Raw genomic sequence first — 15181 nt, forward strand, 5'->3', positions numbered from 1 at the left:
GTCTGCTCCTCGTCAGGGCTCGATGGTGACCTTGATCGCGGTGCCTTGGGACACGATGTCGATGCCCTTCAACACGTCGGTCAGGGGGAGGTGGTGGGTGATCAGGTCGGTGACGGGCACGGCGCCGGTGGCGATGAGGTCCAGGGCGCGGGCGTTGTGGGCGGGGCTGGATCCGTTGGCGCCCACGATCGTCAGCTCCCGGTAGTGCACCAGGTTGGAGTCGAGGGCGATGATCGGGTTGTCCTTGGGCAGCCCGCCGAAGAAGCTGATCCGGCCCTGGCGCGCGGTCATCTGCAGGGCCTGTTCCTGGGCGGCGCCGGAGGCCGCGGCGGTGATCACCACGTCGGCGCCCCGGCCGTTCGTCAGCTTCAGCACCTGGTCGACGACGTCGGTGCCGGTCAGCGCGGCGTCGGGGTGCACCCGTTCGGCGGACATGGCCAGGCGTTCGGCGTTGAGGTCGGCCAGGAAGATCCGCGCGGCTCCCCGGGAGCGGGCCAGGCGGACGTGCAGGCAGCCGATCGGCCCGGCGCCGATCACCACCACGTCGTCGCCCTCCCCCACCCGGGCCAGCTCCTGGCCGTTGAGGACGCAGGCGAGCGGCTCGGCGACGGAGGCCTCGGCGAAGCCGACGCCGTCGGGGATGCGGTTCAGGCCGTCGACGGCCAGGACCTTGGCGGGCACGATGGTGTACTCGGCGAAGCCGCCGTCGTAGTGGTAGCCCATCGACTCCTGGTTCGGGCACACCGTCATGTGCCCGCGGCGGCATTCCTCACAGTGCCCGCAGGGGATCGCAGCGATCACCTGCACCTGGTCCCCGGGCCGCCACCCGGTCACGCCGTCGCCGACCTCGGCGATCTCGCCGGCGATCTCGTGGCCCATGACGCGGGGCGGGCGGATGTGATGGTGGCCGTACTTGGAGATCTTGACGTCGGTACCGCAGGTGGAGCAGTTCCGCACCCGGATCTTGACCTCACCGGGCCCCGGCGACGGCTCGGGCGCATCCTCCAGGCGGATGTCCCCGGGGGCGTGGAATCGGGCGACCTTCACTGAGTAACCTCCTGTGCGGCCGGCTGCAGCAGCCGGACCACTTCTTCGACGTTCGCGCTTTCTCGCAGCGCGCGGGCACTGTCCGGATCGAGCAGGATCTGGGCCAGCTCCGAGAGCAGCCGGACATGCCCGTCACCTTTGGCGGCGATCCCGACGCACAGCTTCACCAGGTGCCCGTCCCAGTCGACTCCCTCGGGGAAGCGCAGCACGCAGATCGCGTCGTGGCGGACGGCGTCCTTGCCCTCGAGCGTGCCGTGGGGGATGGCGACGCCCTCCCCCACGTAGGTCGGGACCGAACGCTCGCGTTCGACCATCGTCTCGACGTACGAGGCGTCGACCGCCCCCACGTCCACGAGTGCGTGTCCGCACTGGCGGATCGCCTCGTCCCGGTCGGCCGCGACCGCGTCCAGGCGTATCGCGGCGCGATCGAGCAGGTCAGGCATGGATCTCGCTCCCGTTCTTGATCGCGGTCACCAGGCGGGTCACCGCCGGGTCGCCGAGGAAGACCTGGAAGGTGATGATCGGGGTCTCGGGGGCCGAGGCCTTCGCCCGCGCGCCCAGACCGGCGTGGCAGACCACGACGTCGGCGTCGCCGGGGATGGAGTTGACCGGGGTGTGCTCCACCTCGACCGAGAACTTCCGCAGCTCCTTGCGCAGCTGGCTGGCCAGCATGACGCTGCTGCCCATTCCCGCGTCGCAGGCCACCACGAGCTTCTTGACGTCCTTACCGTTCATTTCCGTCCTCACGCTTCCTGGGGTTCGGTGCGGGCCGCCGGCCGCTCGACGACGGTTTCATCTTCGGTGGTCTCCTCCGCGGACTCGGACTCGGACTCGGCGAGCCGGCCGAAGCCCAGGAGTGCCGAGCCGACGGCGAAGGACACGGCGGCGGCGACGAACACACCCGCGAAGACGCCGAACCAACTGCCCTTCGGAGCCTCGGCCGCGTACGCGAAGATGCTGCCCGGCGACGGAGTGGCGACCAGGCCCGCGCCGGTGACCATGAAGGTTCCGATGCCCGCCGCGCCGCCGGCGATGGAGGCGAGGATGAGCCGCGGCTTCATCAGCACGTACGGGAAGTAGATCTCGTGGATGCCGCCGAGGAACTGGATGACGATCGCGGCGGGCACGCTCGGCCGCAGCGCCTTCGGGCCGAAGAACAGGTAGGCCAGCAGGACGCCCAGGCCCGGGCCGGGGTTGGACTCCAGCATGAACAGGATCGACTTGCCGTGCTTCAGGGCCTCGGCGACGCCGAGCGGTCCGAGCACGCCGTGGTTGACCGCGTTGTTGAGGAACAGCACCTTGGCCGGTTCGATCAGCACCGAGGCGAACGGCAGCAGGTGATGATGGATCAGCCACTCGACGCCGTGGCCCGCCGCCGTCGTCACCTGGCGGACGATGGGGGCGACGCCCCAGACGCCGAAGACGGCGAGGGCACCGCCGATGATGCCCGCGGTGAAGTTGTCCACCAGCATCTCGAAGCCGGACTTGGTCCGGTCGGCCGTGAACTCATCGACCTTCTTCAGCACGTACGCCGCGAGCGGGCCGAGGATCATCGCGCCGAGGAACATCGGGATCTTGGCCCCGACGACCACGCCGACGGTGGCGACCGCGCCGACGACGGCACCACGCTGGCCGTGGACCATCCGGCCGCCGGTGTAGCCGATGAGCACGGGGAGAAGCAGCGTGATGATCGGGTCGACGAGGGCGGCGAACTGCTTGTCCGGCAGCCAGCCGGTCGGGATGAACAGGGCGGTGATGAGACCCCAGGCGATGAAGGCCCCGATGTTGGGCATCACCATCCCGGCCAGGTAGCCGCCCAGGCGCTGGATATGGGCCTTGGCGCCGGTTCCGGTGACGGCGGGGGTGTACGCAGTGGCCATGAGGGCCTCCTAATAATCGAGATCTGCGTAACGTCGATCAGGCGATGAGCGACCGGCCGAGGTCCGGACGCGTATGGATGCGGACGATGTCGCGCCGGATGTCCTCGGGACGCGGCATACGGCTGGCGGGCAGGCTCACGGCGGCGGCCCCCCACGCCAGCCCTTCGGCGAGCGCCGGTGCCCCCCGAGCTCCGGCGGCCAGGAAACCGGCGAGCAGCGCGTCGCCCGCGCCCACGGTGCTCCGCGGCGCGGCGACCGGCGCCTCGCCGATCGTCACTCCTTCCTCTTCGACGAGCACGGCGCCGTCCGCGCCGAGGCTCGCGAGCACGGTCCGGGCGCCGCGATCGCGCAGCTCCTCCGCCGCCTCGATGACGTCGCCCAGGCTGCCGACCGGGCGCCCGACGGCTTCGGCCAGTTCCTCGCGGTTGGGTTTGACGAGAACGGGCTTCGCCTCCAGTGCCGCCAGGAGAGCGGGGCCGCTGCTGTCGACGGCGACCCGCACTCCGGCGGCGGTGAAGAACTCACACAACCGGGCGTAGATCTCGGTGGGAACGCCCGGCGGCAGGCTGCCGCACGTCACCACCCAGCTCGCGCCCTCGGTCGCGGCGAGCACCATGTCGGCGACGGCGTCCAGCTCCGCCGGAGACAGGGGCTCGCCCGGTTCGTTCAGCTTGGTGACGACGCCGTCGGGCTCGACGATCGTCACGTTCGAACGGGTCCGGCCGTCCACCGGCACCGCACGGAGCGGTATGCCGTCGACTTCCAGCAGGTGGACGAGCTGGTCCCCGTCCGCCCCGCCGGCGGTCACGACCGCGACCGTCGGCACGTCGTTCGCGAGCAGCGCACGGGAGACGTTGACCCCCTTGCCGCCCGGGTCGAGCCGTACGGAGGTGGCACGGATCACCGCACCGGTGACGAGACGGTCCACCTCGATCGTGCGGTCCAGGCTCGGGTTGAGCGTCAGCGTGACGATCACGTGTTGGTTCACCGCCGTTTCGTCTGTGTTTCCATGTGTTTACGCCCAACTGCGTGGGGTCGTCAAGGGGTCAGGGCATACGTCTTCCCACGAATCACCCCCCGTGGCGGGGCGACGGCGCATCCAGCCCGGGGCATGTCACCTGCAGGTCTTCGCGGAGACAGGGGGTGCCCACCCCCAGGGAGGCGTCATCGCGCTAGGACGTCGGGGCCACGACCGGCGCGCTCCCGTCGAGAAGGCGTGCGCGATCCCGCGGCGACCGAAGGGCCGGCGCACGGTTGTCGAACTGCGGCGAACTCCGGCAGCGTTCGACCTCGTGCCCTGGTTGGCCGGCCGCACGCTTCCACAGGTGGCCCATCGCCTGAGATGATCTCAACCAGTTGAGTAGACGCGGATGTTCCTTTGAGGGAGGTATCCCCGTATGGAGTCGCTGCGCTCAGGTGATCCGCGGGTGGTCGGGCCGTACCGGCTGGAGGGAAGGCTGGGCGGGGGCGGGATGGGGCAGGTGTTCCTGGGCCGCTCCCGGGGCGGGCGGCCGGTCGCGGTAAAGCTGGTGCGCCCGGAACTCGCCGAGGACGCGGGGTTCCGGCGCCGGTTCGCCCTGGAAGTGGAGGCTGCTCGCCGGGTCGGCGGGTTCTACACCGCGCAGGTGGTCGACGCCGACACCGACGCCGACCCGCCGTGGCTGGTCACCGCCTACATCCCCGGCCCCTCGCTACAGGAAGCCGTCGACCAGCACGGGCCGTTGCCCCAGGCGGCGATCAGCGTGCTGGGGCAGGGCCTAGCCGAAGGACTCACCGCCATCCACGCCTGCGGCCTGGTGCACCGCGACCTCAAACCGTCCAACGTGGTCCTCGCCGACGACGGGCCGCGCGTCATCGACTTCGGCATCGCCCGTGCGCTGGACGCCACCTCGCAGACCGCGTCCCGAACCGTGATCGGAACACCGTCGTACATGTCCCCCGAGCAGGCGCGCGGGCACGCGGTCGGCCCACCCAGCGATGTGTTCTCCCTCGGGGCCGCGCTCGCCTTCGCCGCGACCGGCCAGAGCCCGTTCGGGATCGGCTCCGTCCAAGCGGTCATCTACCGGGTCGTCCACGACGATCCCGACCTGACCGGCCTACCCGCACCTCTCGCGGACCTGCTCACCGCCTGCCTCGCCAAGGACCCCGCCGACCGGCCCGCCGTCAGCGACATCCTCGACCGGTTCGCCACGCCCACCGAAACCGCCACACGATGGCTCCCGCCCGGCATGACCACGATGATCACCGAACGGGCAGCGGCGGTGGGAACCCTGACCGCCGTCCCACCTGAGACGAAACCGGCCACGCTCCGGAAGGCCCCGTCACCGCCTGCGGCAGACGCATCCCCGGACCAGGCGAACCTGATGGTCGGGAACCTCAGCCAAGGCGAACTGGACGTCATCCTCGACGACACCATCCTGGACACGGTCCACGCGAGCGGCAGCAGCACCTTCCACCTCGCCCCGGGTGTCCACTCCGTGCAGGTGAAGACCGGCCCACAGCGCAGCGCACTCCGGCGGATCGAGGCAACCCCCGGTGCCACCATCAGGATCGCCTACGACGTCCCCCACCCCGGCGCCGGCCCGGCATCGGTCGACACGGCGGCCTTCACGGCGAAGAGGACCTCGTTGGCGATCAGATTTCTTGTCAGCACTGCGCTAGTGGGGGCTGTGTGCAGCGCGGTGCTACTGCTGGTGGCCCCTTCGGGTGTGGGTGTGATGATGCCGCCGGTCTTTCTGGGCCTTGTTGTTCTGGTCACCCTATGGGGGCTAGCGTCGTCTCCCCGGCGCCTCACCCTACGGCCCAACGGCTTCACCTATGATCCCGACCGTTGGGATGCGGATTTGGGTTCAGCGAAAATATCGATCGACTGGGACACCCTCGAACAGGTCAGCGTGATCGGTGACGGGCCTGACGCCAAGCTCGTCGTCTGGTTCCGCGAGAAACACCGCCCAGCGACCGGCACCGGCTTCCAGGGCACCGTCGTATGCAAAGCCCGGACACTGACCGGCAGGCAAGGCCATGCCCAGATCCGCGCAGCGCTGAGGTGGTTCGCCGGTGACATCTACGTCGAACAGCCGACGTGACCAGCACTCACTCCCCCTTGCCGATCAGCGCTCACGGACGCCGTACACGCGGAGGATGCTCTGGCGGAGCGCCGCCGCCGTCTGCTCTGTGGTCATGCGGCCGGCGGCGACCTCGCCGCCCGCCGCGTGTCCGAGCGCGACGGTCGCGGAGACCAGCCAGGCCGGGTCGAGGGCACGGTCGAACTCGCCCGCGCCCTGACCACGCCTGATCAGCCGTTCCAGTCGCTCGACGACCGGGAGATGCCGGCGGTCGGAGTCGGCCTCGCCGATGGCGGTCACCGAGGGGTGCAGGAGCAGCGGATACCGGTCGAACAACCGCCACGTGACGTCCAGCCAGCCCAGCAGCGCGTCGGTGACGGTACCGCCAGCCGCGTCGGCGGCGTCGAGCGCGGCGACGGCTTCGGCGGTGATCCGGTCGACGACCGCGGCGACCAGCAGCGGCCGGGACGGGTAGTGGGCGTACACGGTCTGGCGCGTGACACCGGCCGCCTCCGCGACCTGCTCCACCTTCGCGTCCGGATGCCGGCCGAGCACCTGGACGGCGGCGTCGAGCACGGCGGCGGCGCTGCGCTCGGCGTCCGAACGCCGCCGACGGCGCCGCTCACCGTTTTTCTCTGACACGTTGTCTAATCTACCGCCCCCGCGTTAACGTAGACACGGTGTCAAAAATAAGCTCGACGGAGGGAGATCCGATGACGCCTCGTACCGATCTGGCCGGCTATCTGACCCGCTATCCGCAGGAGGCAGGGCTGGGCGACGAGGATCCGGCCACCGTGCTCGACCGCTACCACACGCCGGACTACGTGCTGGTCAACGACGGTGTGCCGCTGGACCGGCAGCAGCTGCTGGACCACATCCGCCCGGCCCGCAAACGGGCCGCCGGCCTCCGTGTCGAGGTGGACCAGGCACTGGTGGACGGCGACCACGTCGCCGCCCGCTACCGGCTGATCGCGGAGCTGCGCAAGGGCGGCACCATCAGGACGGAGATCTACCTGTTCGGCGAGCTGGCCGCCGACGGCCGGCTGCGCCGCGCCGTACAAGCCACGCGGACCATCCCGTCCGAATAGGCCCACGCCCTAGGAAGAAAATGGCGTGCGTGCCGCGGAGCGCATATCGGGATCAGGCCGGGTCCCTCGCCGGGTTGGCGGTGTCGGGGGCGGGAATGTGACCTGGTGAGCGCATTGATCGGGGGATCATCGTCATGGCTACGTACATGCTGCTCTGCAAGTGGACGGACCTGGGACGCCGCGAGGTGGCGACGCTGCCCGACCGGGTCACCGAGGTCACCAAGGGTTTCGAGGAGATGGGCGGGAAGGTCCTGGGCGCCTACCTGAGCATGGGGCGGTACGACCAGGTCGTCCTCATCGAGGCACCCGACGATGAGTCCGCCGCCAAGTTCGCGGTCGTCGTCGCCGGGCGCGGCTTCGCCGAGACCGAGACGTTGCGCTGCTTCTCCATGAACGAGATGCGTGGCCTCATCTAGACCAATCGGCGGCCGGAGGGCTTGCGGCGGCGCTCGCGCCTCGCCGGGCACAAGTCGCCATGTACGGTCGGGCAGGTCGACGCGTGTGGTTCAGGCGCGCTGGGTAGCGAACGGGCCGCCGGTGCCGAAGGCCAGGTCGGCGAAGCGTTCGCCCATGCGGCGGTGCGTGGCGGCGTCCGGGTGGAGCTGGTCGGGCAGCGGCAGCTCGGCGAAGTCCGCCTCGCCGTAGAGTTCGCGGCCGTCGAGGTAGTGCAGAGCCGGATCGTCGGCCGCCCGCTGCTTCACGATGCGGGCGAGTTCCTCGCGGATGACGCCCAGGGTCAGTTTGCCGGCGACGATCTCCGCGGGGTCGCCCGCGGCCCGCAGCCGCAGTCTCCCCTCGCCGAGGCCGCTGAGGTCCGGGACGGTGGGGCCGGGGGTGTCCTCGTGGATGGGGCAGAGGATCGGCGAGACCACGAGCAGAGGCGCGGTGGGGTGGCCTTCGCGGATGGTGTCGAGGAAGCCGTGCACGGCGGGGGTGAACGCGCGCAGGCGCATCAGGTCGGTGTTGACCAGGTTGATGCCGATCTTGACGCTGATCAGGTCCGCGGGGGTGTCGCGCATCGCGCGGGCGGTGAACGGATCGAGCAGGGCGCTGCCGCCGAAGCCCAGGTTGATCAGTTCCGCGTCGCCGAGGGAGGCGGCCAGCGCCGGCCAGGTCGTGGTGGGGCTCTCGGCGTCCGAGCCGTGGCTGATCGAACTGCCGTGGTGCAGCCACGCCCTGCGGCTCACCTGCGGCAGGGCCGCGACGGGGGCGTCGGTGCGCAGGGCGACCAGCAGGGTGATCTCGTTGTACGGCAGCCAGATCTCGACGTCCTTCACCCGGTCGGGCAGATCGGTGAACCGGACGGTGCCGGCCGGGCCGGGCCGGGTCTTCGCGGATCTGGTCGCCATGTCGACCATCATGACGTTGCCGCCGGTCACGCCGGCCCGGCCCGCCAGGCGGCCGTCGACGAGCAGGTCGTACACGCCGTCCGGACGGGGCGGGGCGCCCTCGTAGGCCATCTTGGTGCGGAGCGCGTCCAGCTCGATGACGGTGGCCCGGGTGCGGAACACCACCCGTACGCCGGAGGGCTGGGCCTCCGCCATGGCCAGCTGCCCGTCGGCGCTCTGCGCGCGAGCCCGGGCGGGCAGCCGGTGCGGCAGCACCCCGTGCTCGGTACGCTCCAGCTCGAGCACGCCGCGCACGAACTCCGCGGTGACGGGCGTGGTGATCCAGTCAGTGTCTCCGGACGCGGCGTCGTCCTGACGGTTCACGAGTTCCGCCTCTCACCAGTCGCCGGGGAGCCGTCCGCCGTACCAGCGTTCGATGAGCTGGCGGGCGATCGAGACCCGGCCGGGAAGGCGGATCTCCTCCGACTCCGTCGCGGCCTTCAGCTCCTCGCGGGTGTACCAGCGGGCGCCGCTGATCTCGTCCTCGTCGATGCGGATCTCCTGCCCGGGGTCGGCCGTCGCGAAGTAGCCGATCATCAGGCTGCGGGGCAGCGGCCAGGGCTGGCTGCCGAGGTAGCGGCAGTCGCGCACGGTGACGCCGACCTCCTCCCGCACCTCGCGGGCGACCGCCTGCTCCAGCGACTCACCGGGCTCGACGAACCCGGCGAGGATCGACACGCGGTCCGCCGGCCAGCGGGTGCCGCTCGCGAGCAGGATGCGCTCGCCGTCGTGCACCAGCATGATCACGGCGGGGTCCGTGCGCGGGAAGTGCTCGGATCCGTCGACCGTGCAGATCCGGGTATGGCCCGCCGAGGCGAGCGTCGTGAGCGCCCCGCAGCGCGGGCAGTGCGTGTGGGTCGCGTGCCAGTTCTGCAGGCCGACGGCCTGGGTGAGCAGCCCGGCGTCCCGGTCGCTGAGCGCGGCCCCCACGCGCCGCAGGTCGGCGGGGTCGGTGCCCTCGATCGCGGGCAGCGGGGCGGACACCGCGAAGTAGGCGACCCCGTCGGCGTCGACCCCGAGCAGGTACCGCTCCCCCTCCGGGGCCTCCCCCGGGCCGAGGAGGACCAGGGCGGGCCCCGGCCGGACCAGCGCGGTACCGCGCTCGACGACCAGGACGCGAGTCCCCGGGTCGGCCCACGCGGCGGCCAGCCAGGGCTCGTCGCGGCGGCGCTCCCCCACCCGGTCGAGCGTGCTGCGGGAGAGCGCCAGCCAGTCGAGTGCTTTTAGGGGTTCGGTCACGGCGGGGCCCTCTCTCAGAGGCTGGTGGGGAACTCGTCCCAGAGGTACGCGGCGGCCTCCGCGCCCTTGAGCAGCAGCGGCATCTCGACCTTCTCGTTGGGCGCGTGGATGCGGTCGTCGTCCAGCCCGACGGCGACGAACACGAGCGGCGCCTCCAGGATGTCGGCGAGGTCGGCCTCCGGGCCGCTGCCGCCCTCGCGGGTGAACAGCACCTCCGTGCCGAACGCCTTCTCCATCGCCCGCTTGGCCGCCAGCACGCCGGGCGAGTCGATCGGCGAGAAGCACGGCCGCACGCCCGGGCCCGGAACGCGGACCTCCGCGCGGACGCCCGGCGGGGTGTGCTCCGCGACGTACGCGCGGAACGCCTCGTGCACCTGGCGCGGATCCTGCCCTGCGACGAGCCGGAAGGAAAGCTTGGCGTGCGCCTCGCGGGGCACGATCGTCTTGCCGCCGGGGCCGGTGTGGCCGCCCCACATGCCGTTGATCTCGGCGGTCGGCCGGGCCCAGATGCGCTCCAGGGTGGTGAAGCCCTCCTCTCCGTGCGCGGCGCCGGACCCGCCTGCCGTCGCGAGCCACTCCTGCTCGTCGAAGGGCAGCTTGGCGAACAGCGCCCGCTCCTCCTCGGTGAGCTCCACGATGCCGTCGTAGAAGCCGTCGAGGGTCACGCGGTCGCCCTCGTCGTGCAGGCCGGCGAGCAGCGCCGTCATGGCGTGCAGGGGGTTCGGCACCGCGCCGCCGAACGAGCCGGAGTGCAGGTCGATCGACGGGCCGTACAGCGAGACCTCCACCTCGGCGAGGCCGCGCATGCCGGTGCACATCGACGGGACGTCCGCGGACCACATCGTGGTGTCGCTGATGACGATCGCGTCGCAGGCCAGGCGGTCCTTCTTCGCCGTCAGCAGGTCGGCGAAGTGCGGGGAGCCGGACTCCTCCTCGCCCTCGATCAGCATCTTGACCGTGACGGGCGGGGCCGTACGGCCGCTCGCCGCGAGGTTCGCCCTCAGCCCGAGCGTGTGGAAGAGGACCTGGCCCTTGTCGTCGGACGCGCCCCGGCCGATCAGCTGCTCGCCCTTCTCCACCGGGGAGAACGGCGCGGTCTCCCACTCCTCGAGGGGCTCGACCGGCTGCACGTCATGGTGCCCGTACACGACGACCGTGGGCGCGTCCGGGTCCTCGGCCGGCCACTCGGCGAACACCGACGGCAGGCCCCCGGTCTCCCAGATCTCCACGGTCGGGAAGCCGGTGTCGCGCAGGTGCTCGGCCAGCCACTCGGCGGAGCGCCGTACGTCGTCGCGCCGCTCCGGGTCTCCGGAGATCGACGGAATCGCCAGCCACTCCTTCAACTCGTCGAAGAACCCGCTCGCGTTGGCATCGATGTAGGCACGTACGTCCATGTGCAGCTTTCTGGCAGGAAGAAGGTCCTCTGGCACTCTAGTCCGGTGACCGTCTACATCGATCGCCCCCTCTGGCCCGCGCGTGGTCGGCTCTGGTCGCACATGGTCAGCGACCTCTCGTACGAGGAGCTGCACGCATTCGCCGATCGGCTGGGCGTGCCGCGCCGGGCGTTCGATCGGGATCACTACGACGTCCCGGCGGAGGTGTACGACGCGGCGATCGGCCTGGGCGCGACGCCGGTCGGCTCGCAGGAGCTGGTGACCCGCCTCATCGGGGCGGGGCTGCGCCGCCGGAAGTCGCAGGTCAGGCGCGGCCCAGCAGCATGAGCTCGGTCTCGAGGTCGTGGCGGACGGCGGCCTCCCTCGGGTGTCACGCCGAGCCTCGAGCCGCAGCACCTGTGGTCACGAGCTCAGGGCGTCGCGCAGCTCGGCGGCGGTTTGGAAGCCGATCGCGGGCCGTTCCTGGAGCGCGTGGTCGATGACCTCGGCGAGTGCCCGCGGAATGCCGGGATCGTGTCGGCGGATCGGGGTCGCCGGCGTTTCCAGGACGACCCGCCAGGGATCCTTGCCGCGCGGGAACTCCCGAGGCCGGTGCCCGCTGATGACCTGGTACAGGCACGCGGCGAGCGCCCAGGTGTCCACTGCGGGAGAGGCGGCGCGGAAGTTGATCACCTGCTGACGCGGGATGTACCACGGCTTGCCCGCGGCCGTGCCGGTGCGGGTGAGGCCGCTCAACCCTGCCTGGTCGAAGGCCTTCGCGAGACCGAAGTCCGCCACCTTGGCGACCGGTGAGCCGACCTCGTTCTCGCTCAACAGGATGTTGGAGGGGCTGAGGTCGCGATGTACGACACCCTGCCCGTGCGCGTGGGCGAGACCGTCCAGGGCCTGGAGGAAGATCGGAACGGCCTCCTCGACCGGCAGCCTGCCACCCCGGCGGCGCACCATCCCGTCCAGCCCGCCACCGGGGCAGTACTCCAGGGTGAAGAAGAACGTCCCATCGGCGAAGCCGGCATCGCGCAGGCTCACGATGTTCTGATGCCGCAGTGCCCGGGTGAGCCCGATCTCGCGGAGGAAGCGTGCACACGCCTCCTCGCTCGCCGCCACCTTGGGCAGCATCACCTTCAGCGCCACCTCCTCGCCCGTCCTCCGGTTCCTCGCGAGATGGACCGCGCCCATTCCACCCCGGCCGAGCTCGCGGAGCGGCTCATAATCGCTGATGGCGGCGAGGTCGGTGCGACCGTTGCGCGCGACCTCCAGCAGCACGCGGAGCACTGCGGACGGGTCGGACTGACACGCGGCGCACACGTACTCTCCGGTGCGTTCCCCGACCTCGTCGTCCACCTCCCGGCCGCACCGGGCGCACCGGGCGAGTCGGCTGGTTCCGCCATCCCGGGCGGGAGCGTCGATCGCGACACGGAAGACGGTCTCGCCGATGCGGATCTCGTCGCCGTCGGTCAGGTCGTGCTCGGGATGGCTTTCCGCCATCCCCTCCGCGGGTGTCTGATGCGCCTGACGCTGGCCGATCTTCGTGCCGTTGACATAGGTCCCATTGAGACTGCCGAAGTCGCGGATGCGCGCATCGGGCGGGTTGATGTCGAGGAGGCAGTGGTGCCGGGAAACCGTCCGATGGTGCTCGTCGTCGGGCAGCCGGGGGTCGCAGTCGGCCGCGCGTCCGAGCACACATGTGGTGCGCTCGGCGAAGACGTGCTCGGTCCCCTCCTTCCGTCCCTTCACCACCCTCAGCGTCACGGTCGCGGGTCGCATCATGATGACGGCGCTCCTTTCGGCCCGTCGACGCGTGCGAAGGTGAGGGCATCTCCCGCGGCCCCGACCCGCACCGTCGTGTCGTCGGTGAGCCGCCCGGCCAGCAACGCTCTGCCGAGCGGCTGGACGAGCAGCCGCTCGACGGTCTGTTCCAACGCCCGGGCGCCCGACCGCGCGGTGTCGGCGTGCCGGAGCAGGAACTCATAGGCCTCGCCGGTCAGGACGAGTGTGATCGCCCGATCGGCGAGACGTTCCTGGACGCGGTCCACGAGTGTGTCGACGATCCGCCGCACCGCCGCCGGGGGAAGTGGTTTGAAGACGACGACCCGCCCGATACGGCCGAGCAGTTCGGGCCGCAAGGTGGTGCGCAGCGCCGCCATGACCCGTTCGGTGGGATCGTCGCCCGTTGCAGGCGCCGGATCCTCCGCCCCCGCCGCTCCGAACCCGATCGCTCTGTGCGCCGCTGCGGGCATTGCGCCGAGGTTGGAGGTGAGGATGACCACCGCGTCGGTGAACGAGACTCGGCGGCCCCGCGCGTCGGTGAGCGACCCCTCGTCGAAGATCTGCAGGAACAGGTCGAGCACCTCCTCATGGGCCTTCTCCACCTCGTCGAAGAGCACGACGCTGTGCGGGTGGTTTCGGAGGGGGCCGCTGAGCTGCCCCTCACGGTCGTGCCCGAGATAGCCGGGCGGTGCTCCGAGCAGTCGCGAGATCGCGTGCCGCTCCTTGTACTCCGACATGTCGATGCGGATCAGCCGCCGCTCGTCATCGAAGAGCAGTGCCGCGAGCGCCTTGGCCAGCTCGGTCTTGCCCGTGCCGGTCGGCCCCGCGAAGAGGAACACCCCGATCGGCCGCCGCGGATCGCCGAGTCCCGCGCGGGAGGTCCGGACCGCCTCGGCGACGACCTCCACCGCCTCGTCCTGGCCGATCACCCGCTGCCGCAGCCGTTCCTCCAGTGTGAGCAGCCGCTTCGCCTCGCCCGCCGCGACCCGCTCCACCGGGAGCCGGACGCGTTCGGCGACGACGGCGGCGAGTGCGGCCCGGTCCACCCCGATGGCCGGAGGGGCTCCCGGGCTCAGGGTGCGGATCCGGGCCGCCGCGCACGCCTCATCCAGCAGATCGATGGCCTTGTCCGGAAGCCGTAGGTCCGGGAGGAACCGGATGGCGAGGTCGACTGCTGCCTCGACGGCCTCCCACGCGATCTCCACCCCGTGGTGATCGGCGAGCCGTTCCCGCAGCCCGGCGAGAATCTCCACGGCCTCGGCGCGCGTCGGTTCCTCCACCCAGATCACCTGGAACCGGCGGTCCAGCGCGGGGTCGCTCTCGAGGTAACGGCGATGCTCGCCGGGCGTCGTGGCACCGATGCAGCGAATCTCGCCCCGGCCGAGCGCGGGCTTGAGAATGTTGGCGGCGTCACTTGCCGCGCGGCCACCGGCGCCGAGCACCGTGTGAAGCTCGTCGATGAACAGAATCAGCTCCGGGTTCTCACCGGCCTCTCTCAGCACCGCCTGGACCCGTTCCTCGAACTCGCCCCGGTAACCGGCCCCGGCGAGCAGCGCGGTCATCGACAGTTCGACAATTCGGCTTCCGGCCAGATCCGCGGGGGCGTCGGGCGCGGCGAGTCGCCGTGCCAGCCCCTCGACGATTCCGGTCTTTCCCACCCCGGCCTCGCCGACCAGCACCGCATTGGTCTTGTGCTGCCGCACGAGCACCCGGGCCAGGGCACGCAGCTCCGCGCGCCGTCCGATCAATGGGGGAAGCCTGCCCGCGCGGGCCAGCTCGGTCAGGTCCCGGCCGTACTCATCGAGAAACGGCGTCTCTCGCCGCTCAGGCCGTGGGAAGAAGGCGGCGAGCGGATCATCGATGCCCAGGTGGGCCAGAACCTGTTCGCTGGGGGACGTGAGGTTCTCGAATACCGCCCGCAGCAACGCGACGGCATCGACGATGTCCTGGCCTGCCAGATCGTCCGCGCGGCGGAGTACAGTACGCCCGAGCCGGAGCTCGGTGGGCGAGGTCAGCCGCGGGCCCACCACGTGGACGGCGCGAAGCCGGCGGCGCAGCCGGTCCGGGTCCACACCGGCCGCGGCGAACCGCCAGCGCAGCCGCTGGGACTCCTCTTGCACGGCCTGAAGATCCGAGCGTTGCGCCACGGTGCCCGCCCGCTGGAGAACCTCGCCGATGTCGGCGCGGCACAGTTTCGTCAGACCCATCAGCAGATGCCCGGCCTCGATCTTCGTCGAGCCGCCTGCCATGGCCTCCAGTCGGGCCAATTCGATCGCGAGAAAGAAACCGGTGCTCCGATTCGCCACGCGCCCG

At 71.0% G+C, this 15181-nt stretch carries 15 protein-coding genes; 4 read left to right on the top strand and 11 right to left on the bottom strand.

Annotation, left to right across the window (positions count from 1 at the left end; all coding sequences use genetic code 11):
- Positions 1-12 precede the first annotated feature (12 nt).
- From ACYVF7_RS49330 to pfkB, 5 genes are read right to left on the bottom strand one after another with little or no spacing between them, the layout of a single operon-like run.
- Positions 13-1047 (bottom strand): zinc-dependent dehydrogenase, encoded by a 1035-nt coding sequence (locus ACYVF7_RS49330; RefSeq protein ID WP_460353462.1) that lies wholly within the window; start codon positions 1045-1047, stop codon positions 13-15.
- The gene (locus tag ACYVF7_RS49335; RefSeq protein WP_460353464.1) at positions 1044-1490 is read right to left on the bottom strand and encodes a PTS sugar transporter subunit IIA; all 447 of its coding nucleotides are present in this window, start codon (positions 1488-1490) and stop codon (positions 1044-1046) included. The genes ACYVF7_RS49330 and ACYVF7_RS49335 overlap by 4 nt, the downstream gene beginning before the upstream one ends.
- The gene (locus tag ACYVF7_RS49340; RefSeq protein ID WP_460353467.1) at positions 1483-1782 is read right to left on the bottom strand and encodes a PTS lactose transporter subunit IIB; all 300 of its coding nucleotides are present in this window, start codon (positions 1780-1782) and stop codon (positions 1483-1485) included. Before ACYVF7_RS49340 ends, ACYVF7_RS49335 begins: the two co-directional genes overlap by 8 nt.
- An 8-nt stretch (positions 1783-1790) precedes the next feature.
- Positions 1791-2927: a mannitol-specific PTS transporter subunit IIC gene (gene mtlA / locus ACYVF7_RS49345; RefSeq protein ID WP_460353469.1), complete on the bottom strand. Its 1137-nt coding sequence runs from the start codon at positions 2925-2927 to the stop codon at positions 1791-1793.
- Positions 2928-2964: 37 nt separating this feature from the next.
- Entirely contained in the window at positions 2965-3915 is a 951-nt protein-coding gene (pfkB, locus tag ACYVF7_RS49350) for a 1-phosphofructokinase (protein WP_460353471.1), read from the bottom strand.
- Between the two features lie 409 nt (positions 3916-4324).
- Between pfkB and ACYVF7_RS49355 the strand changes: the two genes are divergently transcribed.
- Entirely contained in the window at positions 4325-6013 is a 1689-nt protein-coding gene (locus tag ACYVF7_RS49355) for a serine/threonine-protein kinase (RefSeq protein ID WP_460353473.1), read from the top strand.
- A 24-nt stretch (positions 6014-6037) separates the two neighbouring features.
- Here the strand turns inward: ACYVF7_RS49355 and ACYVF7_RS49360 are convergent, their stop codons facing one another.
- Positions 6038-6634 (bottom strand): TetR/AcrR family transcriptional regulator, encoded by a 597-nt coding sequence (locus ACYVF7_RS49360; RefSeq protein ID WP_460353476.1) that lies wholly within the window; start codon positions 6632-6634, stop codon positions 6038-6040.
- A 71-nt stretch (positions 6635-6705) separates the two neighbouring features.
- On the opposite strand from ACYVF7_RS49360, the gene ACYVF7_RS49365 reads away from it, so the two are divergent.
- Positions 6706-7080 carry a nuclear transport factor 2 family protein gene (locus ACYVF7_RS49365; protein WP_460353479.1) on the top strand — a complete coding sequence of 125 codons (375 nt, stop codon included), beginning with the start codon at positions 6706-6708 and terminating at the stop codon, positions 7078-7080.
- A gap of 134 nt (positions 7081-7214) precedes the next feature.
- Positions 7215-7496 (top strand): GYD domain-containing protein, encoded by a 282-nt coding sequence (locus tag ACYVF7_RS49370; RefSeq protein ID WP_460353482.1) that lies wholly within the window; start codon positions 7215-7217, stop codon positions 7494-7496.
- Between the two features lie 90 nt (positions 7497-7586).
- Here the strand turns inward: ACYVF7_RS49370 and ACYVF7_RS49375 are convergent, their stop codons facing one another.
- From ACYVF7_RS49375 to ACYVF7_RS49385, 3 genes are read right to left on the bottom strand one after another with little or no spacing between them, the layout of a single operon-like run.
- The gene (locus tag ACYVF7_RS49375; protein ID WP_460353485.1) at positions 7587-8792 is read right to left on the bottom strand and encodes a GDSL-type esterase/lipase family protein; all 1206 of its coding nucleotides are present in this window, start codon (positions 8790-8792) and stop codon (positions 7587-7589) included.
- 12 nt (positions 8793-8804) lie between these two features.
- On the bottom strand, positions 8805-9707 hold the full coding sequence (nudC, locus tag ACYVF7_RS49380; RefSeq protein WP_460353487.1) for an NAD(+) diphosphatase: 903 nt from the start codon (positions 9705-9707) through the stop codon (positions 8805-8807).
- A gap of 14 nt (positions 9708-9721) precedes the next feature.
- The gene (locus ACYVF7_RS49385; RefSeq protein ID WP_460353490.1) at positions 9722-11101 is read right to left on the bottom strand and encodes a dipeptidase; all 1380 of its coding nucleotides are present in this window, start codon (positions 11099-11101) and stop codon (positions 9722-9724) included.
- Between the two features lie 45 nt (positions 11102-11146).
- On the opposite strand from ACYVF7_RS49385, the gene ACYVF7_RS49390 reads away from it, so the two are divergent.
- Positions 11147-11428, top strand: a complete 282-nt coding sequence (locus tag ACYVF7_RS49390; protein WP_460353493.1) for a DUF4031 domain-containing protein — start codon at positions 11147-11149, stop codon at positions 11426-11428.
- A gap of 75 nt (positions 11429-11503) precedes the next feature.
- On the opposite strand, the gene ACYVF7_RS49395 is transcribed toward ACYVF7_RS49390, so the two are convergent.
- Complete coding sequence (locus tag ACYVF7_RS49395) at positions 11504-12868, bottom strand: protein kinase domain-containing protein (protein ID WP_460353495.1); 1365 nt, start codon at positions 12866-12868, stop codon at positions 11504-11506.
- Positions 12865-15174, bottom strand: a complete 2310-nt coding sequence (locus ACYVF7_RS49400; RefSeq protein WP_460353498.1) for an AAA family ATPase — start codon at positions 15172-15174, stop codon at positions 12865-12867. The genes ACYVF7_RS49395 and ACYVF7_RS49400 overlap by 4 nt, the downstream gene beginning before the upstream one ends.
- Positions 15175-15181 lie beyond the last annotated feature (7 nt).

This window comes from Actinoallomurus acanthiterrae, from assembly GCF_054775715.1.

Coding starts and splice junctions, on each gene's coding strand:
- ACYVF7_RS49335 (WP_460353464.1), bottom strand. CDS start 1,490: ATGCCTGACCTGCTCGATCGCGCCGCGATACGCCTGGACGCGGTCGCG.
- mtlA (WP_460353469.1), bottom strand. CDS start 2,927: ATGGCCACTGCGTACACCCCCGCCGTCACCGGAACCGGCGCCAAGGCC.
- ACYVF7_RS49355 (WP_460353473.1), top strand. CDS start 4,325: ATGGAGTCGCTGCGCTCAGGTGATCCGCGGGTGGTCGGGCCGTACCGG.
- ACYVF7_RS49385 (WP_460353490.1), bottom strand. CDS start 11,101: ATGGACGTACGTGCCTACATCGATGCCAACGCGAGCGGGTTCTTCGAC.
- ACYVF7_RS49340 (WP_460353467.1), bottom strand. CDS start 1,782: ATGAACGGTAAGGACGTCAAGAAGCTCGTGGTGGCCTGCGACGCGGGA.
- ACYVF7_RS49370 (WP_460353482.1), top strand. CDS start 7,215: ATGGCTACGTACATGCTGCTCTGCAAGTGGACGGACCTGGGACGCCGC.
- ACYVF7_RS49365 (WP_460353479.1), top strand. CDS start 6,706: ATGACGCCTCGTACCGATCTGGCCGGCTATCTGACCCGCTATCCGCAG.
- ACYVF7_RS49395 (WP_460353495.1), bottom strand. CDS start 12,868: ATGATGCGACCCGCGACCGTGACGCTGAGGGTGGTGAAGGGACGGAAG.